Source organism: Salmonella sp. 2020_1395, from assembly GCF_043848115.1.
In the GTDB taxonomy this organism is placed as follows: domain Bacteria; phylum Pseudomonadota; class Gammaproteobacteria; order Enterobacterales; family Enterobacteriaceae; genus Salmonella; species Salmonella enterica.
The window spans coordinates 87,689-113,626 of the sequence record NZ_JBCMFH010000007.1; the positions used below are offsets into that span (position 1 = coordinate 87,689).

General features: G+C 54.9%; 13 protein-coding genes and 1 pseudogene. All 14 read left to right on the plus strand.

What is annotated here, in order from left to right:
- The first annotated feature begins 59 nt into the window (after positions 1 to 59).
- The 14 genes and pseudogenes from ndk (at position 60) to shdA (ending at position 25,900) form a co-directional block, all read left to right on the plus strand.
- Positions 60 to 491: a nucleoside-diphosphate kinase gene (gene ndk / locus ACH0WD_RS13075; RefSeq protein WP_000963846.1), complete on the plus strand. Its 432-nt coding sequence runs from the start codon at positions 60 to 62 to the stop codon at positions 489 to 491.
- A gap of 206 nt (positions 492 to 697) precedes the next feature.
- A complete protein-coding gene (locus ACH0WD_RS13080) occupies positions 698 to 1,864 on the plus strand; it encodes a bifunctional tRNA (adenosine(37)-C2)-methyltransferase TrmG/ribosomal RNA large subunit methyltransferase RlmN (RefSeq protein WP_000003210.1) in 1,167 nt (388 codons plus the stop codon).
- Between the two features lie 291 nt (positions 1,865 to 2,155).
- A complete protein-coding gene (rodZ, locus tag ACH0WD_RS13085) occupies positions 2,156 to 3,160 on the plus strand; it encodes a cytoskeleton protein RodZ (RefSeq protein ID WP_001090890.1) in 1,005 nt (334 codons plus the stop codon).
- 26 nt (positions 3,161 to 3,186) lie between these two features.
- Positions 3,187 to 4,305 (plus strand): flavodoxin-dependent (E)-4-hydroxy-3-methylbut-2-enyl-diphosphate synthase, encoded by a 1,119-nt coding sequence (gene ispG, locus ACH0WD_RS13090; protein ID WP_000551815.1) that lies wholly within the window; start codon positions 3,187 to 3,189, stop codon positions 4,303 to 4,305.
- Positions 4,306 to 4,415: 110 nt separating this feature from the next.
- Positions 4,416 to 5,690, plus strand: a complete 1,275-nt coding sequence (gene hisS, locus ACH0WD_RS13095) for a histidine--tRNA ligase (protein WP_001107139.1) — start codon at positions 4,416 to 4,418, stop codon at positions 5,688 to 5,690.
- A gap of 13 nt (positions 5,691 to 5,703) precedes the next feature.
- Positions 5,704 to 6,324: a YfgM family protein gene (locus tag ACH0WD_RS13100; RefSeq protein ID WP_000409190.1), complete on the plus strand. Its 621-nt coding sequence runs from the start codon at positions 5,704 to 5,706 to the stop codon at positions 6,322 to 6,324.
- Between the two features lie 10 nt (positions 6,325 to 6,334).
- Positions 6,335 to 7,513 carry an outer membrane protein assembly factor BamB gene (gene bamB / locus ACH0WD_RS13105; RefSeq protein ID WP_001177072.1) on the plus strand — a complete coding sequence of 393 codons (1,179 nt, stop codon included), beginning with the start codon at positions 6,335 to 6,337 and terminating at the stop codon, positions 7,511 to 7,513.
- A gap of 116 nt (positions 7,514 to 7,629) precedes the next feature.
- Positions 7,630 to 9,102: a ribosome biogenesis GTPase Der gene (gene der, locus ACH0WD_RS13110; RefSeq protein WP_000249411.1), complete on the plus strand. Its 1,473-nt coding sequence runs from the start codon at positions 7,630 to 7,632 to the stop codon at positions 9,100 to 9,102.
- An 88-nt stretch (positions 9,103 to 9,190) separates the two neighbouring features.
- Entirely contained in the window at positions 9,191 to 9,412 is a 222-nt protein-coding gene (locus ACH0WD_RS13115; protein ID WP_000406465.1) for a zinc ribbon domain-containing protein, read from the plus strand.
- Positions 9,413 to 9,746: 334 nt separating this feature from the next.
- Positions 9,747 to 11,939: an intimin-like inverse autotransporter SinH gene (gene sinH, locus ACH0WD_RS13120; protein WP_000252231.1), complete on the plus strand. Its 2,193-nt coding sequence runs from the start codon at positions 9,747 to 9,749 to the stop codon at positions 11,937 to 11,939.
- A 57-nt stretch (positions 11,940 to 11,996) separates the two neighbouring features.
- Positions 11,997 to 12,968: a SinI family autotransporter-associated protein gene (locus ACH0WD_RS13125; protein WP_001149084.1), complete on the plus strand. Its 972-nt coding sequence runs from the start codon at positions 11,997 to 11,999 to the stop codon at positions 12,966 to 12,968.
- Positions 12,969 to 13,087: 119 nt separating this feature from the next.
- A complete protein-coding gene (gene ratA, locus ACH0WD_RS13130; protein ID WP_172480760.1) occupies positions 13,088 to 18,691 on the plus strand; it encodes a DUF823/DUF824 repeat adhesin RatA in 5,604 nt (1,867 codons plus the stop codon).
- A gap of 158 nt (positions 18,692 to 18,849) precedes the next feature.
- A pseudogene (locus tag ACH0WD_RS13135) lies at positions 18,850 to 19,068 on the plus strand (hypothetical protein); the annotation flags it as partial.
- A gap of 658 nt (positions 19,069 to 19,726) precedes the next feature.
- Positions 19,727 to 25,900 (plus strand): fibronectin-binding autotransporter adhesin ShdA, encoded by a 6,174-nt coding sequence (gene shdA, locus ACH0WD_RS13140; protein ID WP_010835709.1) that lies wholly within the window; start codon positions 19,727 to 19,729, stop codon positions 25,898 to 25,900.
- Positions 25,901 to 25,938 lie beyond the last annotated feature (38 nt).

The following is a 25,938-nucleotide window of genomic DNA, read 5'->3' on the forward strand; positions in this document are numbered from 1 at the left end:
TGGGATGCTCTTTATAATCCGCGCCTGACATAACAACAGAACATATTTCAGAGGTAAACATGGCTATTGAACGGACTTTTTCCATCATTAAACCCAACGCGGTGGCAAAAAACGTTATTGGCAGCATCTTTGCGCGCTTTGAAGCTGCAGGGTTCAAAATTGTTGGCACTAAAATGCTGCACCTGACCGTTGAGCAGGCGCGCGGCTTCTATGCTGAGCACGACGGCAAGCCGTTCTTTGACGGTCTGGTGGAGTTCATGACCTCTGGCCCTATCGTGGTATCCGTGCTGGAAAGCGAAAATGCGGTACAGCGTCACCGCGATCTGCTTGGCGCCACCAACCCGGCGAACGCGTTGGCGGGTACGCTGCGCGCCGACTACGCTGATAGCTTAACTGAAAACGGCACCCACGGTTCGGATTCGCTGGAATCCGCGCAGCGCGAAATCGCCTTTTTCTTCGGTGAAGGCGAAGTGTGCCCGCGCACCCGTTAATCTCCTTCGTCTTTCACGCTGTAAATGCGTTGGCGATAAATTATCGGTTCAAATATTATTTTTGCTAATGCCGCGTGCAGACGTGGCATCCTTACGCCAGAATTTGTACAATGCAGCGCCCCTGGACGAGCAGTAAGCTTACCGGGGCGTTTCTTTTTTCAACCCTCCAGGGGCCATAACGTGTAATAACGAGGCCGGAATAGCATATGTCTGAACAAATTGTCACACCTGAAAGCAGTACCCCGGTAGTTCCTAACAAAGAAGCAAAAATTAACCTGCTGGATCTCAACCGTCAGCAGATGCGCGAGTTTTTTAAAAACTTAGGTGAAAAACCTTTCCGCGCCGATCAGGTGATGAAATGGATGTATCACTATTGCTGCGATAATTTTGATGAGATGACCGACATCAACAAAGTGTTGCGCGGCAAATTAAAAGAGGTCGCGGAAATCCGCGCGCCGGAGGTCGTTGAAGAGCAGCGTTCCTCAGACGGCACCATTAAGTGGGCGATTGCTGTCGGCGATCAGCGCGTTGAAACGGTCTATATCCCGGAAGACGACCGCGCTACGCTGTGTGTCTCTTCACAGGTAGGATGCGCGCTGGAGTGCAAGTTTTGTTCAACTGCGCAGCAGGGCTTTAACCGCAACCTGCGCGTATCGGAAATTATCGGTCAGGTCTGGCGTGCGGCGAAAATCGTCGGCGCGGCCAAAGTCACCGGCCAGCGTCCGATCACCAACGTGGTCATGATGGGGATGGGCGAGCCATTGCTTAACCTGACCAATGTCGTACCGGCGATGGAAATTATGCTCGATGACTTTGGTTTCGGCCTGTCCAAACGCCGCGTCACGCTCTCAACGTCCGGCGTGGTGCCTGCTCTGGATAAACTGGGCGATATGATAGATGTCGCGCTGGCTATCTCCTTACATGCGCCGAATGACACTATTCGCGACGAAATCGTCCCGATCAACAAAAAATACAATATCGAAACGTTCCTGGGCGCGGTTCGCCGCTATCTGGAGAAATCCAACGCCAATCAGGGGCGCGTGACGATTGAATACGTAATGCTTGACCACGTTAACGACGGCACTGAACACGCGCATCAACTGGCGGAGCTACTAAAAGAGACGCCTTGTAAGATTAATCTGATTCCGTGGAACCCGTTCCCTGGCGCGCCGTATGGCCGCAGCTCTAACAGCCGTATCGATCGCTTTTCTAAAGTTTTGATGAGTTATGGTTTCACGACCATCGTACGCAAGACGCGTGGCGATGACATTGATGCGGCATGCGGACAGTTGGCAGGCGATGTGATTGACCGTACTAAACGTACTCTGCGTAAGCGTATGCAGGGAGAGGTGATTGACATCAAGGCTATTTGATAGCAGTTGCGCCACGGGGCATTCATTATACCGTGGCGCAATGTCAGTTGAATAATGTCTGGCGTTGTACTTGTCTGGTCAATAATAACGGTGCGTTTTTGTCGACTTTAAGGCAGTATGTAATGGTGCAACAAGAGTTTAGCCTTGTGTCTTAGCGGTTTTGTCATCTGCGGCCTGACAGGCTTATACTGTCTGACTAAGGTTAACTAACCTGATGTTTCGCGGTGTGGGCGGGCATTACGGCTCGTCGGCGCCTGAATCCTAATTTACACGTACCTGTAGCTGTAGCGAATGAATACTGAAGCCACGCACGACCAAAATGAAGCACAAACCACCGGCGTTCGTCTGCGCAATGCCCGTGAACAACTCGGACTCAGCCAGCAGGCTGTCGCTGAGCGACTTTGCCTGAAGGTTTCTACGGTACGCGATATTGAAGAAGATAAGGCGCCGTCCGATCTTGCTTCAACCTTCCTGCGCGGATATATCCGCTCATATGCGCGTCTGGTGCATGTTCCAGAAGAGGAACTGCTGCCGGGGCTGGAAAAGCAGGCCCCGCTGCGCGCCGCCAAAGTCGCCCCGATGCAGAGTTTCTCATTAGGAAAGCGTCGTAAAAAACGCGACGGCTGGTTAATGTCTTTTACCTGGCTGGTACTGTTTGTGGTCGTAGGGCTGACCGGCGCCTGGTGGTGGCAGAACCATAAGGCGCAGCAGGAAGAGATCACGACAATGGCCGATCAAAGCACGGCTGAACTGAACGCAGATAAAGACAGCGGCCAAAGCGTACCGCTGGACACCGGTGCCGCGACAAGCCAGGATACGACGCCAGCGCAAACGGCTCCGGCTCCTGCGACGCCGGTTGATTCGACGGCGGCGACGCAAACGCCAGCGCCAACGGCGGCGGCGACGCAAAATACGGTAGTCGCGCCTTCGCAGGCGAATGTCGATACGGCTGCGACATCTGCCGCGCCAGCGGCAACGGAGACGCCGTCCGCGCTGCCGACCAGTCAGGCTGGCGTAGCGGCGCCTGCTGCCGATCCGAACGCGCTGGTGATGAATTTTACCGCTGACTGCTGGCTCGAAGTCACTGACGCCACGGGTAAGAAGCTGTTTAGCGGTATGCAGCGTAAAGATGGTAATTTAAACCTAACCGGTCAGGCGCCTTATAAACTTAAAATTGGCGCGCCGGCCGCGGTGCAGATCCAGTATCAAGGAAAACCTGTCGATCTGAGCCGCTTTATCAGAACTAATCAGGTTGCGCGTCTGACCCTTAATGCCGAACCGACACCGGCGCAGTAACAGACGGGTAACGCGGGAGGTTTTTCATGCATAACCAGGCTCCGATTCAACGTAGAAAATCGACACGTATTTACGTTGGGAATGTGCCGATTGGCGATGGCGCCCCCATCGCCGTCCAGTCGATGACTAACACGCGTACCACTGACGTGGAAGCGACGGTTAATCAGATCAAAGCGCTGGAGCGCGTTGGCGCAGATATTGTTCGTGTTTCTGTACCGACCATGGACGCCGCCGAAGCGTTTAAACTTATCAAACAGCAGGTTTCAGTTCCGCTGGTTGCCGATATTCACTTCGACTACCGCATTGCGCTGAAGGTGGCGGAATACGGCGTTGACTGCTTGCGTATCAACCCCGGCAATATCGGTAACGAAGAACGTATTCGTATGGTGGTGGACTGCGCGCGCGACAAAAACATCCCTATTCGTATCGGCGTAAATGCCGGATCGCTGGAAAAAGATCTGCAGGAAAAATACGGTGAGCCGACGCCGCAGGCGCTGCTGGAATCAGCCATGCGCCATGTCGATCATCTCGATCGTCTCAACTTTGATCAGTTCAAAGTGAGCGTAAAAGCGTCCGATGTATTCCTTGCCGTTGAGTCTTATCGTTTGTTGGCTAAACAGATCGATCAGCCGCTGCATCTGGGGATCACCGAAGCGGGCGGCGCGCGTAGCGGGGCGGTCAAGTCGGCGATCGGTTTAGGTCTGCTGTTATCGGAAGGCATCGGCGACACGCTGCGCGTATCGTTGGCGGCCGATCCGGTGGAAGAGATCAAAGTCGGTTTCGATATCCTGAAGTCGCTGCGCATTCGCGCGCGCGGCATCAATTTCATCGCTTGCCCGACCTGTTCTCGCCAGGAGTTCGACGTTATCGGCACGGTGAACGCGCTGGAGCAGCGTCTGGAAGATATCATCACCCCGATGGACGTCTCGATCATCGGTTGCGTGGTGAACGGGCCGGGCGAAGCGCTGGTATCGACGCTGGGCGTGACGGGCGGCAATAAGAAAAGCGGCCTGTATGAAGACGGCGTGCGCAAGGACAGACTCGATAACGACGATATGATCGCGCAGCTTGAATCCCGTATTCGCGCGAAAGCAAGTCAACTTGATGAAGCGCGTCGGATTGACGTGCTGCAGGTTGAAAAATAAGAACGTGATGGGAAGCGGCGCGCTTCCCGTGTATGATTGAACCCGCATGGCTCCCGGTTCGTTCGGGGAAGCGCTGAGGGTTCATTTTTATATTCAGAAAGAGAATAAACGTGGCAAAAAACATTCAAGCCATTCGCGGCATGAACGATTATCTGCCTGGCGAAACCGCCATCTGGCAGCGCATTGAAGGCACACTCAAAAACGTGCTCGGCAGCTACGGTTACAGTGAAATCCGCTTGCCGATTGTAGAGCAGACCCCGTTATTCAAACGCGCGATCGGTGAAGTTACTGACGTAGTTGAAAAAGAGATGTACACCTTTGAGGATCGCAACGGCGATAGCCTGACATTGCGCCCTGAAGGTACGGCGGGCTGTGTACGCGCCGGCATCGAACATGGTCTCCTGTACAATCAGGAACAGCGTTTGTGGTATATCGGCCCGATGTTCCGTCATGAGCGTCCGCAAAAAGGCCGCTACCGTCAGTTCCATCAGCTAGGCGCCGAAGTCTTCGGCTTACAAGGCCCGGATATTGACGCGGAGTTGATTATGCTGACCGCACGCTGGTGGCGCGCGCTGGGCATCGCTGACCACGTTAGCCTGGAGCTGAACTCTATTGGTTCATTAGAGGCGCGTGCGAACTATCGCGATGCGCTGGTCGCGTTCCTCGAACAGCATCAAGAGACGCTGGACGAAGACTGCAAACGCCGTATGTATACCAATCCGCTGCGCGTGCTGGATTCAAAAAATCCGGACGTGCAGGCGCTGCTCAACGACGCGCCCGCTCTCGGCGACTATCTCGATGACGATTCACGCGAGCACTTTGCCGGCCTGTGTAAATTGCTGGACGCGGCGGGAATTGCCTACACCGTCAACCAGCGTCTGGTACGCGGTCTGGATTACTACAACCGCACCGTATTTGAATGGGTAACAAACAGTCTGGGGTCACAAGGCACCGTCTGTGCGGGTGGTCGTTATGACGGTCTGGTGGAACAACTGGGCGGTCGCGCTACCCCGGCAGTGGGCTTTGCGATGGGCCTGGAACGACTTGTTTTGTTAGTTCAGGCAGTTAATCCGGAATTTATTGCCTCTCCTGTTGTCGATATATACCTGGTAGCTGCCGGCGCACAAACGCAGTCTGCGGCAATGACGCTGGCGGAGCGGCTGCGCGATGAAATGCCAGGCGTGAAGCTAATGACAAACCACGGCGGCGGCAACTTTAAGAAACAGTTTGCCCGCGCCGATAAGTGGGGCGCCCGTATTGCACTGGTTCTTGGCGAATCTGAAGTCGCCGATGGGACTGTTGTAGTGAAGGATTTGCGCTCCGGTGAGCAAACGGCAGTGGCGCAGGACAGCGTCGCCGCGCATTTGCGCACTTTATTGGGCTAAGGAGAAGGACAGCGTGGAAATTTACGAGAACGAACACGACCAGGTGGATGCGATTAAACGCTTCTTTGCCGAAAACGGCAAAGCGCTGGCTGTCGGAGTGATTTTAGGGGTTGGCGCGCTGGTTGGCTGGCGTTACTGGAGCAGCCATCAGACGGAGTCCGCGCGTGCTGCTTCTCTGGCGTATCAAAATGCGGTGACGGCGGTAAGCGCCGATAAGCCGGATAGCATTCCCGCCGCTGAAAAATTCGCGGCTGAGAATAAAAATACCTATGGTGCGCTGGCGTCTATGGAACTGGCGCAGCAGTTTGTGGATAAGAATGAACTTAAAAAAGCCGAAGCCCAGTTGCAGCAGGGGTTGGCGGCCACCAGCGATGAAAATCTCAAAGCGGTGATTAATCTGCGTCTCGCTCGCGTTCAGTTACAGCTTAAGCAAGCTGACGCCGCGCTGAAAACTCTGGATGCCGTTAAAGGCGAAGGATGGACGGCCATTGTCGCTGATTTGCGCGGCGAAGCGTTGCTGAGTAAGGGTGATAAAAAAGGCGCGCGCAGCGCATGGGAAGCGGGCGTCAATAGCGATGCTTCTCCGGCGTTGAGCGAAATGATGCAGATGAAAATCAATAATTTGTCCATCTGAGAGGGACCCGATGCAATTGCGTAAATTACTTCTGCCAGGGTTGCTTTCCGTTACCCTGCTCAGCGGCTGTTCACTGTTTAGCGGCGAAGAAGATGTCGTCAAGATGTCTCCATTACCGCAGGTTGAAAACCAGTTTACCCCGACCACTGTCTGGAGTACCTCTGTCGGTAACGGAATTGGCGAATTTTATTCTAACCTTCATCCGGTAATGGCAGATAACGTGGTCTATGCAGCCGATCGCGCGGGCGTGGTAAAAGCGCTCAATGCGGATGATGGCAAAGAGATCTGGTCTGTGAATCTGGGCGAGAAAGACGGCTGGTTCTCTCGTTCGTCCGCGCTGTTGTCCGGCGGCGTCACGGTCGCGGGCGGTCACGTCTATATCGGCAGTGAAAAGGCCGAGGTTTATGCGCTGAATACCAGCGACGGCACTACAGCATGGCAGACGAAGGTCGCAGGCGAAGCGTTGTCTCGCCCGGTTGTCAGTGATGGAATCGTCCTTATCCATACCAGCAACGGTCAGTTGCAGGCGCTAAATCAGGCGGATGGCGCTATTAAATGGACGGTGAACCTGGATATGCCTTCGTTGTCGCTGCGCGGCGAATCTGCGCCGGCAACCGCGTTCGGCGCGGCTATTGTTGGTGGTGATAATGGCCGCGTCAGCGCCGTGTTGATGCAACAAGGCCAGATGATTTGGCAACAGCGTATCTCCCAGGCCACTGGCCCAACGGAAATTGACCGTCTGAGCGACGTTGATACCACGCCGGTTGTGGTAAACGGCGTCGTTTACGCGTTGGCGTATAATGGTAACTTAACGGCACTGGATCTGCGCAGTGGTCAGATTATGTGGAAACGCGAGCTGGGTTCGGTCAATGACTTTATCGTCGACGGCGACCGTATCTACCTGGTCGATCAGAACGATCGCGTGCTGGCGCTGACCACTGACGGCGGCGTAACGCTGTGGACGCAAAGCGATCTGCTGCACCGTTTGCTGACCTCCCCGGTGCTGTATAATGGTGATTTAGTCGTCGGCGATAGCGAAGGTTATCTGCACTGGATAAATGTTGATGACGGGCGTTTTGTGGCCCAACAAAAAGTAGACAGTTCCGGTTTCCTGACCGAACCGACGGTGGCGGATGGTAAACTGCTCATCCAGGCCAAAGACGGTACGGTCTACGCGATTACGCGTTAATCGTCACGGTTGTGCGTTTTAAAAAACGGCTCCTGGTGTAGGGGCCGTTTTCCTGTTTTTAACAATGGCGCAAAATGCGCGCGTTGTCTGATGATTTTTTTAATGAGGCTTTAAACATGGTACCTGTGGTCGCGCTTGTCGGGCGCCCTAACGTCGGAAAATCCACGCTATTTAACCGTCTGACCCGCACCCGAGATGCGCTGGTTGCGGATTTCCCGGGTCTGACTCGTGACCGTAAGTACGGTCGTGCGGAAGTTGAAGGCCGCGAGTTTATCTGTATCGACACCGGCGGTATTGACGGCACCGAAGACGGCGTCGAAACGCGGATGGCGGAACAGTCGCTGCTGGCGATTGAAGAAGCGGATGTGGTGTTATTCATGGTAGATGCGCGCGCTGGCCTGATGCCGGCGGATGAAGCGATTGCCAAACATCTGCGTTCCCGTGAAAAACCGACCTTCCTGGTGGCGAATAAAACGGATGGTCTCGATCCCGATCAGGCGGTTGTCGATTTTTACTCGCTGGGATTAGGCGAAATTTACCCTATCGCCGCCTCACATGGTCGCGGCGTATTGAGCCTGCTGGAACATGTGCTTCTGCCGTGGATGGATGATGTCGCGCCGCAGGAAGAGGTGGATGAAGACGCGGAATACTGGGCGCAGTTCGAGGCGGAACAAAATGGCGAAGAAGCGCCGGAAGATGATTTTGACCCGCAAAGCCTGCCGATAAAGCTGGCGATTGTCGGTCGCCCGAACGTAGGTAAGTCAACACTCACTAACCGTATTCTCGGCGAAGAGCGCGTGGTGGTATACGACATGCCGGGCACCACTCGCGACAGCATTTATATCCCGATGGAACGCGACGAACGGGAATATGTGCTGATTGACACGGCGGGGGTGCGTAAGCGCGGAAAAATCACCGATGCGGTAGAAAAGTTCTCGGTGATTAAAACGTTGCAGGCGATTGAAGACGCTAACGTCGTACTGTTGGTCATCGATGCGCGCGAGGGGATCTCCGACCAGGATTTGTCTCTGCTGGGCTTTATCCTCAATAGTGGGCGCTCACTCGTGATCGTAGTCAACAAATGGGATGGCCTGAGCCAGGAAGTCAAAGAGCAGGTGAAAGAGACGCTGGATTTCCGTCTGGGCTTTATTGATTTTGCCCGCGTCCATTTTATCTCTGCGCTACATGGCAGCGGCGTCGGCAACCTGTTTGAGTCCGTACGCGAGGCTTACGACAGTTCCACTCGCCGGGTGAGCACTGCGATGCTGACCCGTATCATGACGATGGCGGTGGAAGATCATCAGCCGCCGCTGGTGCGCGGTCGCCGTGTGAAACTGAAATATGCCCACGCTGGCGGCTATAACCCGCCGATTGTGGTTATCCACGGCAACCAGGTAAAAGATCTGCCAGACTCCTATAAGCGCTATCTGATGAACTACTTCCGCAAGTCGTTGGAAGTGATGGGGACGCCGATTCGCATTCAGTTTAAAGAAGGGGAGAACCCATATGCGAACAAGCGTAACACACTGACGCCAACGCAAATGCGCAAACGTAAGCGTCTGATGAAACATATCAAGAAAAGCAAGTAATGCTTTTTCAGTAATATTCCAGGCCTGACAAGCGCTGCGCTATCAGGCCTTTCAAGTAAAAGTAAGTCACGCGCCTGAGGAGAATGTTATGGAAATAACCTGCCCCGTTTGCCATCACGCGCTGGAGCGCAATGGCGATACAGCGCATTGCGAGACATGCGCTAAAGATTTCTCGTTACAGGCAATTTGTCCTGACTGCCGCCAGCCGTTACAGGTTTTGAAAGCCTGCGGCGCAGTGGACTATTTTTGCCAGAACGGTCATGGTTTAATTTCAAAAAAACGGGTTAACTTCGTCATTTCCGATCAATAAAACCGCTGTCGACGTTGCGCCGCAGAGCAGAGGCGCCGACGTCTTATCCGGCTAAGGGCAAAAGCGTTATTCGATACTCCCGTAATATCCTGCCCGGCAGCTATTTTATTCTTTTTATTGATTCAACTATTTATAGAGAATATTATTCCCGATAACTAATATTAGAAATAAATAACAGCCTTCTTTTTATTTATTATATCAATATTATAAGTCTGTTTCATATTAAACTTTTCTTTTTAGGAATATATTTAGGTCTGTTAGTTATGATTCCATCTGAATCATCCATATAATATCTTTTCATCGAGGCGTGTTTATTTAACGACAGGGATATCATATGGTGCGAAGGATTCGCATTCTGGTTTTGCTATTAGTGTCTGGAGTATCGGTTGCGGCTTCCGGCGCAGATAACTCTGTATCTGCAAATGATGAAAGCCACTCCTCTCTGCCTGATTTAGCCAGCGAATCCGCCAAAAAAGAAGAACAGGAAAATAAAGGAAAGTCCTTTAAAGAACAGGGCGCTGACTACTTTATTAATTCCGCCACCCAGGGCTTTGATAATCTCACCCCGGAAGCGCTGGAATCCCAGGCGCGTAGCTATTTGCAAAACCAAATTACTTCCTCAGCACAGTCATATCTTGAAGGCGTAATGTCACCTTATGGCAAGATCCGTACCAGCCTCACCGTGGGCGAAGGCGGCGATCTGGACGGCAGTTCGCTGGATTATTTTATTCCCTGGTATGACAATCAGAGCACGCTTTTCTTTAGCCAGATTTCGGCTCAGCGTAAGGAAGATCGCACCATTGGTAACTTTGGGCTTGGCGTGCGCCAGAACGTCGGCAACTGGCTGCTTGGCGGCAACGCATTCTATGACTACGATTTTACGCGCGGTCACCGTCGATTAGGTCTGGGAACCGAAGCCTGGACAGATTACCTGAAATTCTCCGGCAACTATTACCATCCTCTTTCTGACTGGAAAGACTCCGAAGATTTCGACTTTTATGAAGAACGACCCGCGCGCGGCTGGGATATCCGCATGGAAAGCTGGCTGCCGTTTTATCCGCAGCTTGGCGCTAAATTAGTTTACGAACAGTACTACGGCGATGAAGTAGCGCTGTTTGGCACCGATAATCTGCAAAAAGATCCTCATGCCGTCACTTTGGGGCTGGAATATACGCCGGTACCGCTGGTCACGGTTGGTACGGATTACAAAGCCGGTACTGGCGACAGTAACGACTTTAGCGTTAACGCGACCGTGAACTACCAGATAGGCACGCCGCTGGCGGCGCAACTCGATCCGGAAAACGTTAAAATTCAGCACTCCTTAATGGGCAGCCGCACCGATTTTGTCGATCGTAACAATTTCATCATTCTCGAATATCGCGAGAAAGATCCGCTGGACGTCACGTTGTGGCTGAAGGCTGACGCCACCAACGAACACCCGGAATGCGTGATTGAAGATACGCCTGAGGCCGCGGTGGGGCTGGAGAAATGTAAGTGGACGGTCAACGCGCTGATTAACCACCATTACAAAATTATTTCTGCTTCCTGGCAGGCGAAAAACAACGCCGCCCGTACGCTGGTGATGCCGGTAGTAAAAGCTAATGCGTTAACCGAAGGCAACAATAACAGCTGGAATCTGGTGCTTCCTGCCTGGGTTAACGCCGATACCGAAGAGCAGCGCACCGCCCTGAACACCTGGAAAGTACGCATGACGCTGGAAGACGAAAAGGGCAATAAGCAGAACTCTGGCGTGGTGGAAATCACCGTCCAGCAGGATCGCAAAATTGAGCTGATCGTCGACAACATTGCCGATACCGATCGCAGCGATCACAGCCATGAAGCCAGCGCGCTGGCCGATGGCGAAGACGGCGTGGTGATGGATCTGCTGATCACCGATTCCTTTGGCGACTCCACGGATCGCAATGGTAACGAACTGGTGGACGATACCATGACGCCCGTGTTGTACGACAGCAATGATAAAAAAGTCACCCTGGCCCAGACGCCCTGCACCACGGAAACCCCCTGCGTGTTTATTGCCAGCCGTGATAAAGAAGCGGGGACGGTGACGCTTTCCAGCACCCTGCCGGGCACTTTCCGCTGGAAGGCGAAAGCAGACGCCTATGGCGACAGTAACTACGTTGATGTCACTTTTATCGGCGACAACCTGAGCGCGCTGAATGCGGTGATTTATCAGGTCAAAGCCGCTAACCCTGTCAACCTTATCGGCAAAGAAGATAAACACCCTACGGTCAATAATGCTTACCGTTTCCTGCTGTGGCGCGACAAGAATAAAGACAATGTTTTTCAGATGTCCGAGCAGCTCACGGAAGAAGAGATGGCGCTGTACGACTACCAGTGGGAGTTTACCGGGCAGAGTACAAATGGACATACCGGCGCGCTGGCCAACACCATGAATGAAGATCTTGTCCTGCCAGTAACCAATAAAGAGGCGGCGCAGAAGTTTGCCGCCAACGAGGAAGATGGCGTTCAGGGTTACGGCATACGCGTTACGTATAGCCAGAAATAGCGTCAGCGTTATGGCTGACCAGCCAGCCGCTGAATTTTGAGAAAAAGGAGAGTCTGAATGCAAGCAACAGTAAAACGGCGGCTGACGAAGGTCGCTTTAGCATTAGTAGTTGCCGGATATTGCGCCGCGCCAGCGGTGGCGGCGAACGGTAATCTGAAATCGGGGCAGTGGCAGATTGTCTCTGAACAGACGGGCACCATTCAGGGTACGGTGCCGTGGATTACCCGTGCAGCGGATAAAACTGCGGATACCGACAAAGATCACGTAACGGTAACGGTCGATCGCGGCGATCGTACCGTTGTGACCGAAGGCGATAAGCAGTTCCACGTTGGCGATAAGGTCACCGTGAACTGGGCGATTGGCGATACGGAAGGCGACCTCGACACCGACAACGCCGCCACGAAACAGACGGTGCAGTGGATGAGATACAGCGACCAGAATGGTAGCAATCCCGAAGAGATTGGCACCAAAGGTAGCGATACCTATGAAATTCAGGCGAGTGACGCAGACCATTATATCGGTATCAAAATCACGCCGACCACCACCACCGGTGACCCTGCCGTAGCAACCGAACTGTTGTTGAAAGACCTGTCGACCTATGCGGGCGGTGGTGCGGATGGGGATGACGACGATATTCCGGAAGGTCCGGTGGTGGATGACAACGTCCATGTGGTTATTCATGAGAAAGGTTCGAATACCAACCTGTTGAAGAATACAGGGACGACACTCAAAACGAATACCACCTATCAGGTATTGCTGTGGAGCGATAAGAACGGCAACGGCACCTATGATGCTGGTGAAAACGTTACCGACCAGTATGACTACCGCTGGAAATTCGTCGGCACCAGTAAAATTGCAGGTACTGGTACCGGCGGTATTGTCAACGAAAGCTGGAACGATAAAGACCTTGTCATCCCTGTCACCAATGTCGACGCGAAAGCAGCGTTCGAGGGTGCGGAAGGCGGCGTTACCGTGGGTAGCGACGGTGTCCAGGGCTTTGCTTTGTCCATCGACTACAAACGCAAATAAGTTGTCCTCAACATACCACTCCCTGCGGGGAGTGGTATTTTCCGCGCACTTTGCTTAGCCGCGCGCTAAGCAAAGTGGGTTGAATCACGACAGAAAATGAAAACGGGTGGCTATCGCTCATGGACAGGAATCGGCAAGTGAATAAAGTTGTACATTTCTTACTGACATTACTGGTCATGTTTGCAGCGTCGATCGCGCCTGCGCAGGCGCTATTGAAGGGCGGAACCTGGCAAGAGCTGAACTCGACGACCGGCGCGGTTAACGGCACCGCGCCGCTGGCCGACGGGGCCATTATCCCCCTGTATCAGGGCAGTACGTTGCTTGACCCGAGCAAAACCCACGATATTGAATTCAGCGCCATGCCGCGCGATTTTAGCGCGGATGCTACCTCAACCTCGATGCAGGCGGTCAATTCCACCGATACCGAAGGCGATCTCTTTAGCGATCCGCCCACCATCGCCTGGGAAAACCGCCAGCCGCCCGCCATGGGGCTGGTATGGGCCGATGCCGCCACGCCCGACACGCCGCTCTCGCCGCAGCCGGTTCCGAACCTGACCTTTTGCGCCCAAAACCTCGCCGGGCGACAGCTGGTGGCTTGGGCGCAGGTGGAAGATGAAACCAACGTTCCCGCGCTGTGGCTCTTTACGAATACCGGGGTGCCGAATTATGCGACCATTCCGCTGTTAAGCCCGAAAGTGACGCTGAATATCAAACCAGCGGTGAGCGACCCTGTTTCTGTGAGCGGCGATCATGTCGATGCCAGTTTTGAAGCATCGAAAGTTAAGGTCGGAGAAAGTATTACTCTTACTGTCACCACCAAAGCGTGTGATGGCAAACCTGCGATCAATGCGCCGTTTGTGATCCGTCGCGAGGATGCAATAAATCGCCAGGGTGTGGTCAATAACGCTAACCCGGTGCGCGTTGGCAATACCGAGTTAACGACTGCGCAAACAGAATATCATGGTGTAACGGACGGGCAGGGCAACGCCACGGTGGTGGTAACGCAAGAGAACGGTCCGGGGGTAAAAACGCGACTTATCGTCTCTTCGCAAAACTATCCCACGCTGACCGACAATGTCGACGTCATTTTCACCACCATCACCAGTCCGGACAGCGATAAGGCCAGTATGTACGGCCATATGGTGGAGAGCACCACCGCGACGCTGAACGGTATAACCTACACCTTCACCCGCCCGAAGCTGGCGGCGGAAGCGAGCGGCGCTGACAAAAGCGTCGTCGATACCAACGAAACCTGGGCGCTGTTCGACTGGAACGGCGCCGATAACCATTGCAATATTCTGCCGGACGCCGAACAACTGGTGCAGATGCGACATGAGCACAGTACGCTGGCAACGTACACCGGCTGGCCGGCGACGGACGATGCCGAATACTGGTCGTCGACCAAAGATCAGATGAGCGGCTACCACGCTGCCGTACATATGAACAGCGCGTCGGTTGCCAGGGCCGCCGACAGCGACACGCTGCTGGTCAGCTGTGTGGATAAAGCCCAGCCTGCGGCGCACCCGCAGATTACTCTCTCCCCGCAAGGGCCGTATAAAGCGCGGGTAGGGGAGTCGATTGATCTGGTGATGACAGTGGTTGACAGGGACACGCAAAAACCGCTGCCTTACCGTTATATGGAGCTGTTTATCGACCCGGCGACAAACCGCAAAGGGGAGCATCAGGACGCGTGGGATAACCAGCGGGTCACCGTCGATTCCGAAGGCATGAGCGCCTCCTCGCCGGAGCACTATACCGGCGTGACTGACGTTAACGGCCAGGCGCATCTGACGTTAAAACACGACAGCGGTATGGGGGTCGAAACGCCTATCCGCATCGTGATGCCGGACGACGAAGGCGGCAACGTCGAGCTGCCCTTTAGCGTGATTTTCACCGTAATCACCAGCCCGGACGTGGACGGCGCCAACATGTGGGGCCATATGCGCGGCGTGGTGGACGCGGGCAACCTGTACAAACGCCCGCTGCTGGCGGTGGAGGCCAGCCATAAAGACGGCCAGTTCGACGAAAACAACGAACAGTGGGCGACATTTAACTCCGTGGCGTCGGCCACCGCGCAGTGCGGTACCGGCCAGGTGCCGGATCAGTCGTCGCTGGCGCATTTGTACAGCGAACATGCGGGCGGGCAGATGGAAAGCGAACACGGCTGGCCGACCGAAGATTATTACATCGCCGCCGACAGCGACGCCTCCGGGACGGTACACGTCAACCTCGAAAACGGCGATAGTGGCAAATTTACCGATACGCCGAACTACCTGACCTGCTCGGCCAATGAAATGGTGGTGGTGCTGGACGTCTATTTCAACGACGACCCGGCGACCAAAAACGCCGATATGACCGCCAAAGTGGGTGAACAGATTAAGCTGAACATCCATTCGCGCAACGCTCTTAACGGCATGGCGATCGCCAATACCGACTTCACCATCACCATGGCGAACGGCAGGCGGCGCGACGGGCTGACGACCGGTTTTACCGATACCAGCAACGGCGAGATGCAGTTTGACGGCGTCGGCTACATTGCCGGACAGGTTTATCAGGGGATCACCGACGCCAACGGCGATGCGACCATTATCCTCACCCAGGATAAGGGCGTGGGGCTGCTGACGCAGTTAAGCATCGTGCCCGTCGATTCATACATCAATACGCCGGTTTCCCGCAGCGTGAAGTTTACCGTCGCCACCAGCCCGGATACGGCAAAAGCCAAAATGTGGGGCCATATGGCCGACACAATTACCGTGGGTGACTGGACCTTTGAGCGGCCCAAACTGGCGGGTGAAGTGAGCAACCCGCTGCGTACCCAGGACGAGAGCAATGAGACCTGGACGCGTGTGGCCCACACCGACGCGGCGGGCAATCCGGATGCGGGCGGCTGCGCGGCGAACCGCCTGCCGCGCATCGACCAGCTTGAGGCGCTGTATAACGCCAACAGCGGTGGCAAAATTAACGGCATTCAGGGCTGGCCAGTCTATCTTAACTACTGGTCGTCCACCTACCAGAGCGCCACCACCTGGAAACTGATCGCGCTGGCGAACGGCAGTGAATTTGCCAACAGCAACGTCTCCATTTATGCCAGCTGCCTGGCCAGCGACAACCCGGTACCAGCCGCCATCACCATTGAACCGGTCGATCCATCGCTGTGGTACGACGGCAGCGACGTGCATGCAGTCAAAGTGAAAAAGGGCGATACCCTACAGCTCAAGGTGACGGTGAAGGACGCCAGCGGCAACCCGATCCCGGAAGCGCCGTTTGTGCTCACCCGCGGCGACGGTTACGATCGCCGGGGCGAAAAGTATACCGCCCAGGAAGGTGACGATCTGCAAGGCATCGTGACGCCCGTGGTGATCGACGGCGAATCGCTGGCCTGGACCACCACTAAAATGGGGTCGCAGACCGGCCCTGACGGCACCCGCATTATTAGTGTTACCCGCCCGGACACCCACGGCACCCGCACCGCGATTAACGCGACGCTGTATGAAAATGCCGCCGTGAGCGCCAGCATTGACACCATCTTTACCGTCGTCACCAGCCCGGATGTCAGCGTCGCCCGCATGTGGGGGCATATGGCGCCATCGCTGACGGCGGCAGATGGCGCGGTGTATCAGCGCCCGCTGTTGTACGCTGAGCTGGCCAGTACGGACAATACTACGTCTAAGCAAGAAACCAACGAAACCTGGGCGATTTTTCATGGGCCAGCCAATACAGGGGCAAATCCGGCCCGCTGCGCGGCGGGCTATTACCCTGCCGTTGAGGCGCTGGATTCGCTCTACAGCAAATACCCGAACCGAACGATAAATACTGCCCAGGGCTGGCCGGTCTACTATTCTTACTGGAGCGGATCGAACTCGACGTCACTCTCCAGCGGGGCAAAAGTTGACTTCTATTACGTAGTCGATCTGGCTGATGGTTCGCGTCGGTCAGAAAACAGCTCGCCCAACTCTGTCTGGCAGTACCAAATTTGCGCCAGGACGCCGATACCGCAGGCCACGCAGATCACCCTCACCTCCCCGCAGGCGATGGATGACGCCATTCAGGCGGTGAAGGCGAAAAACAGCGAGTCGATCCCGCTGCTCATCACCACTACCGATGCGATGGGCAACCCGATGCCTTATACGGCTTTTTCGCTTAAACGCGACGCCGGGACGCCGCGCAACACTGACTATAATAAATTTGTAGCCACTAACGGCACCAACATGACGGTGACGCCGCTAGCCGGTGCGCAGCAACAGTTTTACTATGCCACATCGGCTCTGACCGGCACCACCGGCGCGGACGGTACGCTGACTCTGACACTTGCCGAACCCGGCGGCATAGGGTTGAAAAACCTGCTGACCGCGAGTCTGTACGATACGCCGACGGCGACCTCATCGCTGCCGGTGGTGTTCACCGTCCTCACCAGCCCGGACAGCGACAAGGCCAACATGTACGGCCATATGCCGGAGACCTTCACCGCCAGCAACGGTGCGGAGTTTAAGCGCCCGCTGGTGGTAGGCGAGCCCTCATCGGAGGCGCACACGGATACCTATTTCGAAACCAATGAATACTGGATCATGGTGAATAATTTTAATACCGGTAATTACGGTGGGTGTCCGATGAATCAGATGGCTGCGATAGATGATTTCACGGCGCTGTACAAGGATCACCCAAGCGGCAAGGTGGCGACCGATATTGGATTGCCCGTCGGGAAGCGGTGGTGGGCTGGCGATAGCCTGCTGAAAGGCTCAACCCTTTACTGGCAGTATAAAGATCTCAAGACGGGGAAAGACTACAGCATGTCGGAAAACCCGGGTAACTACTACTTACAACTCTGCCTGACAAAACCGCGCAGCGGGCTGAATATCGCGCTCTCTTCCGACGCATGGAACGCCGATAAATCAGCGGCCGTGGCGAAAAAAGGCGAAACGATACCGATGACGGTAACGGTGACTAACGACGACGGGCAGCCGCAGGCCGGGGTGGCCGTACTGTTGACGCGTGGATACGCTTATTCGCGCGGTGCGGTGGATAAGCAATACATTGATCCCGGCGTGATTGGCGAGCCGGTTCCGTTGACAACTGCGCCAGCGAATATGATGCTGACGCCGGTTGCACCTGCGGGTACGGCAGTGGTGTTTAATAACCAGAATGGCCTCAGCACAAAATGGTCTGGCTTCACTGGCGATGACGGTAAGTTGCGGTTTACGTTAACTCAGGATAAATCGTCGGGGTTAAAAACGTCTGTCACGGCGGCGCTTGCGAATCAATTTGATGAGGCGGCGAGCGTGGATACAATCTTTACGGTACAAACCAGCCCGGATACGCCGTATGCGTCATACTGGGGTCATATGCCGGATACCGTGCAGGTGAACGGCGTTACGCTGCGCCGCCCGTATCTGAAAGCCGAGCTCTCTGCCATGCCCCAGTATACCTGGCTGATGACTAACGAATACTGGGCGTCGAACTATTATTATCAGTCCGAGCACGTTGAAACATCGCTGACACATCTTTGCGGATCGCAGGAAAATATGGCCTCGCTGGACGATCTGAAAGCGTTGCAGAGCGTTATCAGCACGTTGCAATGGCCGACGACATCGTCCTGGGATTATGTGTCGCAAGATGAAGGTCAAAGCAATAAGGTCTACTGTTCATTTAACGAAACGACCGGCCAGACAACCTGTAATCGTGAAAAATCGACGACCTCGGGCTTAGGCTCGTGCCGGGTGCCGTAGTGAATGGGGCCGGGAGCGCCTTTGAATGTTGGGTGACGCATTGCGTCGCCCAACCTGGGTATCCCTTGCGGCTGGCGTTGTTCCGGTAGCGATGCATTTTTACGTTTTTGTATTCACGGAATGAACTGCAACGAAATGGACCTTTCTCAGGTACGTCAGTGAAATCGAAAAAGTGTGTCGGTTTTTTATTCTGGCTGCTGCTATGCGCCCTCAGTTTAACGCCTTTCTTCGCGCAGGCCGTGCGAAGCAGCGGCGCATGGCAGGAACTCACTGAGCAAACTGCGGCTATTAACGGCACTCCGCCTCAGGCCGACAGTGTAACGATCCCGGTATATCAGGGTAGCGTTCAGTTGCGCTCTGATGCGGCGAATCCTGTAGCTCGTTAGGCTGGCCGACGCAGGGCTATCCCTGTTTATCTAAATCAACCTCGAGCGGCGGCATGTATTGCGGCGTGGATGAGAATACCAGGCAACAAAACTGCGCCATTAAGCCGGCAAGCACAGCAGGTTATGCGACGTGTGTGGAGTAACGTATTACGCGTCTGGCGCTACCTATATACTCTAAATAATTCGAGTTGCAGGAAGGCGGCAAGCGAGCGAATCCCCGGGAGCTTACTAAAGTAAGTGACTGGGGTGAGGGAACGCAGCCGCAGCACATGCAACTTGAAGTATGACGAGTATATTTAAAACAACGCCAGGTGTCGCATGATAATTACCCCTTTTTGCCTCACGCATCTATTTATCTCAATATATGAAATCATTAAATGATATTCACAATATAAATATATATAAAAGAGATGGATATATTTATATCAATTATAAATTAATCAAAAGTTGACCCGATATTGAAATAGGCCTTGAAATTGGTTAATAATTTGGCTTTGATAATATATTGTTACAGGTGATTGCAATCATTCATAAAACCATATTTTTATCATTTATTATTTATCTCATTTATATACACCATTTAAAAGCTATTTACAGCCAATCAAAATCCAGTTTGCTTCGTGAACGTTATTAAAAGGAAATTTAAAAATTGAACAGGACCTACAGTATTGTCTGGAGCGCCGTGCGAAATATGTATGTTGTGGCTTCAGAACTGGCGCGAGGCCACAGCAAAGTTAAAGCGCAAGTATGCGCGAGTGAAACCCATTCCCCAAATAAAAAGTCCGAATATGGACAAATAATAAAAGCAACGCGAGCGGCGCTGGCTTGCGCCGTGGCTGCGGCGCTCGGATTTTTCAGCCCGCTGGCCATGGCCGATAATCCGGTATCCTACATTGACGGAACCGAGCACGACTTGAGCACAGAAACGTCTCCAATCTCTTATTCAGGTACCGGCCAGGGTACAGCACTGTCTCTGGAAGGTCTGCCAACGGATAAGGGGGGCTGGCAGGCAACGTCGGGTACAGGCACGGATGTTGTGATTGAAACAGACGGCGGTGGAGACATCCTCTCAGGTAGTACTCGTGCGATCGGCACGGCGGTTTCGCTTAACAAAGGGGCGACGCTTAACCTTACCGACGCACAAATCACTACGACAGGAATCTACACTGCCGGCATCGATCTCAAAGAACAAAGTAGCATGACACTAACGGGGGGAATCATCCAGATCGGGGGGAACTATGGTGTCCTGACGCTCAATGGCGAGTCAAAAGCAACCTTGATAGGGACTGAGGTTAAGGCGACAACGGAAAATACCAGTGACTTAACATCGCAAGAAGGAAGTACGCTGAGAATTGAGGGCGGCAGCACAATCACGCTGACAAACGGCCAGGTGCGTGTGGTTGGCGATACGACATACAACTCCTGGCTGGAGGTGGACGGTAGTGCAGTTAGTTCCACGGGTACAGACAGTACTGTTATTGCGTCCAACAAGGGCGTTCTTGATATTACGAACTCTACCGTCACGCACGATAATGCCAAAGGCGCCGCCATTGAGGCCGCTAACGCCTCAACGGTGAATATTTCCGGCGACAATAAAAGCTCAATGTTCATTAAATCCGAAGGCATAGGCATTAAAAGCGCGAGATCTTCCGTCAACATTGACGGTGCCACCGTCGAAGCCAAAGGCGATGGCATTTTGATGACCACGGGAGGTAGCACCTTTTACAGCAATATCTCCGGGCTGACGGTCGAAAATGCGGACGTGACTTCATCAGACGCCGCCGCGCTGCACGTTGATAAAAACACGGTGATAGAAACGCCCATTACACTAACCGACAGCACATTGACCGGCCCAACGGCTATTAAACTGGATAATGCGGCAACCGTAGAGGCCAAAAACACAACGCTGAATGGCAACATTGAAGCGGGGAGCACAGTATCGGCCTTGTCGCTGGCCGAAAAATCCTCACTGCAAGGGAGCGTCAACGGCCTGAACAGTTCATTGTCGCTCGACGACACCAGCCTGTGGAACATGACCGACCCGTCAACCGTCGGCAACCTGACCAACGACGGCGGCATTACGCTGGGCAACGCGAGCGGTTCGACAGGTACGCTGCTGACGGTGGATAATACCCTGACCTTGCAGGACGGCAGCCAGATAAACGCGACGCTGGATACTGCCAACAGCTCGCCAATTATCAAAGCCGCCAACGTCACGCTGGACGGGACGCTGAACCTTAGCTCAACGGCCACCTTTGTCGCGCCCGAAACCGACGAACACTTTGGATCGGTCACGCTGATTGATTCGCAAACTGCGATCACTACCGATTTTGACAGCGTAACGCTGAATGCCGACACCTCTGCTATGCCGGATTACCTTACGATCAACGCGGGCGTTGATGCGAATGATAATACCAACTACGAGTTGTCTACGGGCTTGAGTTGGTACGCGGGCGCAAATTCTGCGCGCGCTGCGCATGGCACTTTTACCGTTGATGCAGACAGTACCTTTACCGTCACCAGCGAACTGGACGAAACCACGGCTAACTCCAACTGGGGTGGCAGCAAGCTAACCAAACAGGGCGACGGCACGCTGATCCTCAGCAACACCGGCAACGACTACGGCGACACTGAAATTGTCGGCGGCATTCTGGCCGCCAAAGACGCCGCCTCGCTCGGCACTGGCGATGTGACGATTGCAGAAAACGCAACGCTTGCGCTGAGCCAGGGCACGCTGGATAACAACGTGACCGGCGAGGGCCAAATTGTCAAAAGCGGTAGCGATGAGCTGATCGTGACCGGCGATAACAATTACTCCGGCGGCACCACTATTTCCGGCGGTACGCTGTCTGCGAAAGACGCCGCCTCGCTCGGCAGCGGCGACGTGGACATTGCTGAAAACGCAAAGCTTGAGTTGAGCCAGGGCACGCTGGATAACAACGTGACCGGCGGGGGCCAAATTGTCAAAAGCGGTAGCGATGAGCTGATCGTGACCGGTGCTAATGACTATAGCGGCGGCACCACTATTACCGGCGGTACGCTGACGGCTGACCATGCGGATTCGCTGGGCAGCGGTGATATCGACAACAGCGGCGTGCTTCAGGTCGGCGAGGGCGAGCTGAAAAATACACTTTTCGGCAGCGGCTCGCTGGTGAAAACCGGTACGGGCGAGCTGACGCTAAGCGGCGATAACAGCTATTCCGGCACCACCACTATCACTGACGGCACGCTGATTGCCGCCAGCGTCAACGCGCTGGGTAGCGGCGATATCGACAACAGCGGCGTGCTTCAGGTCGGCGAGGGCGAGCTGAAAAATACACTTTTCGGCAGCGGCTCGCTGGTGAAAACCGGTACGGGCGAACTGACGTTAAACGGCGATAACGATTACTCCGGCGGCACCACCATTGACGACGGTGTGCTGATTGCCGCCAGCGTCAACGCGCTGGGCAGCGGCGATATCGACAACAGCGGCGTGCTTCAGGTTGGCGAGGGCGAGCTGAAAAATACGCTTTTCGGCAGCGGCTCGCTGGTGAAAACCGGTACGGGCGAGCTGACGTTAAGCGGCGATAACACTTACTCCGGCGGCACCACTATTTCCGACGGCACGCTGATTGCTGACCATGCGGATTCGCTGGGTACCGGAGCTGTTGCCAACAGCGGTGTGCTTCAGGTCGGTGAGGGCGAGCTGGAAAATACGCTTTCCGGCAGCGGTTCGCTGGTCAAAACCGGTACCGGCGAGCTGACGTTAGGCGGCGATAACAGCTATTCCGGCGATACCACCATCGCCGACGGCACGCTGATTGCCGCCAACGTCAACGCGCTGGGCAGCGGCAATATCGACAACAGCGGTACGCTGATGCTGGATGCCAACGGCGCATTTGAGCTTGCGAACATCACCACCCATAGCGGCGCCACGACCGCGCTGGCGGCGGGCAGCACCCTTGACGCGGGCCAGCTCACCCAGGAAGACGGCAGTACGCTAAGTATTGACCTCGGCGCGGCCACCGACGACGCCGTGATTACCGCCGACAGCGTCACGCTGGGCGGCACTCTGAATGTTACCGGCATCGGCAGCGTTACGGACAGTTGGACGCCTGAGGCATACACCTACACGCTGATTGACAGCGACAGCGCCATTACGAGCGATTTCGACGATCTGACCATTGCAGGGATGAACCGCGAAGATGTTGACTTCCTGACTATCGACGGAAAAGTCGATGAAACGGACAACACCAACTATGATCTGACGGCCTCCCTCTCCTGGTATGCGGACAGAGACAACGCCACTACCGACGCCCACGGCACCTTTACCCTGAGCGACCCTGACGGCAGCTTTAACGTTGCGGCTACACTGACAGACGTTGACGATACGCTGGATCCGGGTAGCAGATGGGACGGTAAATCGCTGACCAAAGAAGGCGCAGGCACGCTGATCCTCTCTGGCGACAACGACTACAGCGGCGGCACCACCATCAATGAAGGTACGCTGGTCGCCGCCAGTACGACGGCGCTGGGCACCGGTCTGGTAGACAATAATGCCACGCTGGTGCTGGACGCAGACGGTGAAGTCAGCGCGGTGGGCGGCATCACCACTCATAGCGGCGCGACGACCCAACTGGCGCTCGGCACCTCGTTGGATCTCGGCGACAGCGCGTTAATTCAGCAAGATGGCAGTACGCTGAACGTTGAGCTGAATAGTGACTCAGTGCAACCGCTGATTACCGGCGGCAGCGCCACGCTTGGCGGCAATTTGGTCGTCAGCGACGCCAGCCTGCAAGCGCGCGCCTCCGACGCGGAGTTCCAGTCCTTTAAACTGATGGATATGGACAGCGATATCAGCGGCGACTTTACCAGCCTGACGATGAACCTCACCGACCAGCCGGACTATCTGACCGTAACCGGGACAATCAATCCTGAAGATGCGTCAGAATATCTGCTTACCGAAGGGCTGAGCTGGAATGCGACCGCCACGTCAGCGACGCCAGCACACGGCACGTTTACTCTGGGCGCAGGCGACAGTTTTGAAGTCACCAGCGTACTGGGCGATAAAACCGGCAACGGCGACTGGGACGGTAAATCGCTGACCAAACTGGGAGCGGGTAAACTGACGCTGAGCGGCGCGAACACCTACACCGGCGATACTAACGTACAGGAAGGCACGCTATGGCTGTCCGGAGACGGCTCGATTGGCGAGATGGGCAGCCAGCAGGCGGTGAACGTCGCCTCCGGGGCGACCTTCGGCGGCAGCAACGGTACTACCGTTAACGGTAAGGTGACCAACGAAGGGACGCTGGTCTTCGGCGACAGCGAGGAAACAGGCGCCATCTTCACCCTCAATGGCGATCTGATCAACATGGGGACAATGACCAGCGGTAGCAGCTCCAGCACGCCTGGCAATACGCTTTATGTTGATGGCAATTACACCGGCAACGGCGGCTCGCTTTACCTGAATACCGTCCTGGGCGACGATGATTCGGCGACCGATAAGTTGGTCATTACCGGCGATGCCTCCGGCACCACCGATCTGTACATCAACGGCATCGGCGATGGAGCACAGACCACTAACGGTATCGAAGTGGTGGATGTTGGCGGCGTATCGACCAGCGATGCGTTTGAGCTAAAAAATGAGGTTAACGCCGGTCTGTATACCTACCGTCTGTACTGGAATGAAAGTGACAACGACTGGTATCTGGCATCAAAAGCACAGTCTGATGATGACGACAGCGGCGGTGATGACACGCCTTCGGATGGCGGTGACGATGGCGGTAATGTCACGCCTCCGGACGATGGCGGCGATGGCGGTAATGTCACGCCTCCGGACGACGGCGGCGACGGCGGCGATGTCACGCCTCCGGACCACGGCGGCGATGTCGCACCGCAGTACCGTGCGGATATCGGCGCGTACATGGGCAACCAGTGGATGGCGCGCAACCTGCAAATGCAGACCCTCTATGACCGCGAGGGCAGCCAGTATCGTAATGCCGATGGCAGCGTATGGGCGCGCTTCAAAGCGGGTAAAGCGGAATCCGAGGCTGTCAGCGGCAATATCGATATGGACAGCAACTACTCCCAGTTCCAGCTAGGCGGTGACATTCTGGCCTGGGGTAACGGCCAGCAGAGCTTTACCGTTGGCGTCATGGCGAGCTACATCAACGCCGATACCGACAGCACCGGTAACCGTGGCGCAGACGGTAGCCAGTTCACCAGTAGCGCCAACGTAGACGGCTACAACCTCGGTGTCTATGCCACCTGGTTTGCCGATGCCCAAACGCATAGCGGCGCGTATGTCGATAGCTGGTATCAATACGGTTTCTACAACAACAGCGTAGAGAGCGGTGATGCGGGATCTGAATCTTATGATTCAACCGCTAACGCTGTCTCGCTGGAAACCGGTTATCGCTACGATATTGCGCTTAGCAACGGTAATACTGTCAGTCTGACGCCGCAGGCGCAGGTTGTCTGGCAGAATTACTCAGCGGATAGCGTGAAGGATAACTACGGCACCCGGATCGATGGTCAGGATGGCGACAGTTGGACAACGCGTCTGGGTCTGCGTGTTGACGGCAAGCTGTACAAAGGCAGCCGTACGGTTATCCAGCCGTTTGCTGAAGCTAACTGGCTGCACACCAGCGATGATGTGTCGGTATCGTTTGATGATGCCACGGTGAAACAGGATCTTCCGGCTAACCGTGCGGAGCTGAAAGTGGGTCTGCAGGCAGATATCGATAAGCAGTGGAGCGTTCGCGCTCAGGTTGCCGGGCAGACTGGCAGCAATGATTTTGGCGATCTGAACGGTAGCCTCAATCTGCGCTATAACTGGTAAGTTAGACAAAACCGGGCGGGTATTCCCTGCCCGGTTTT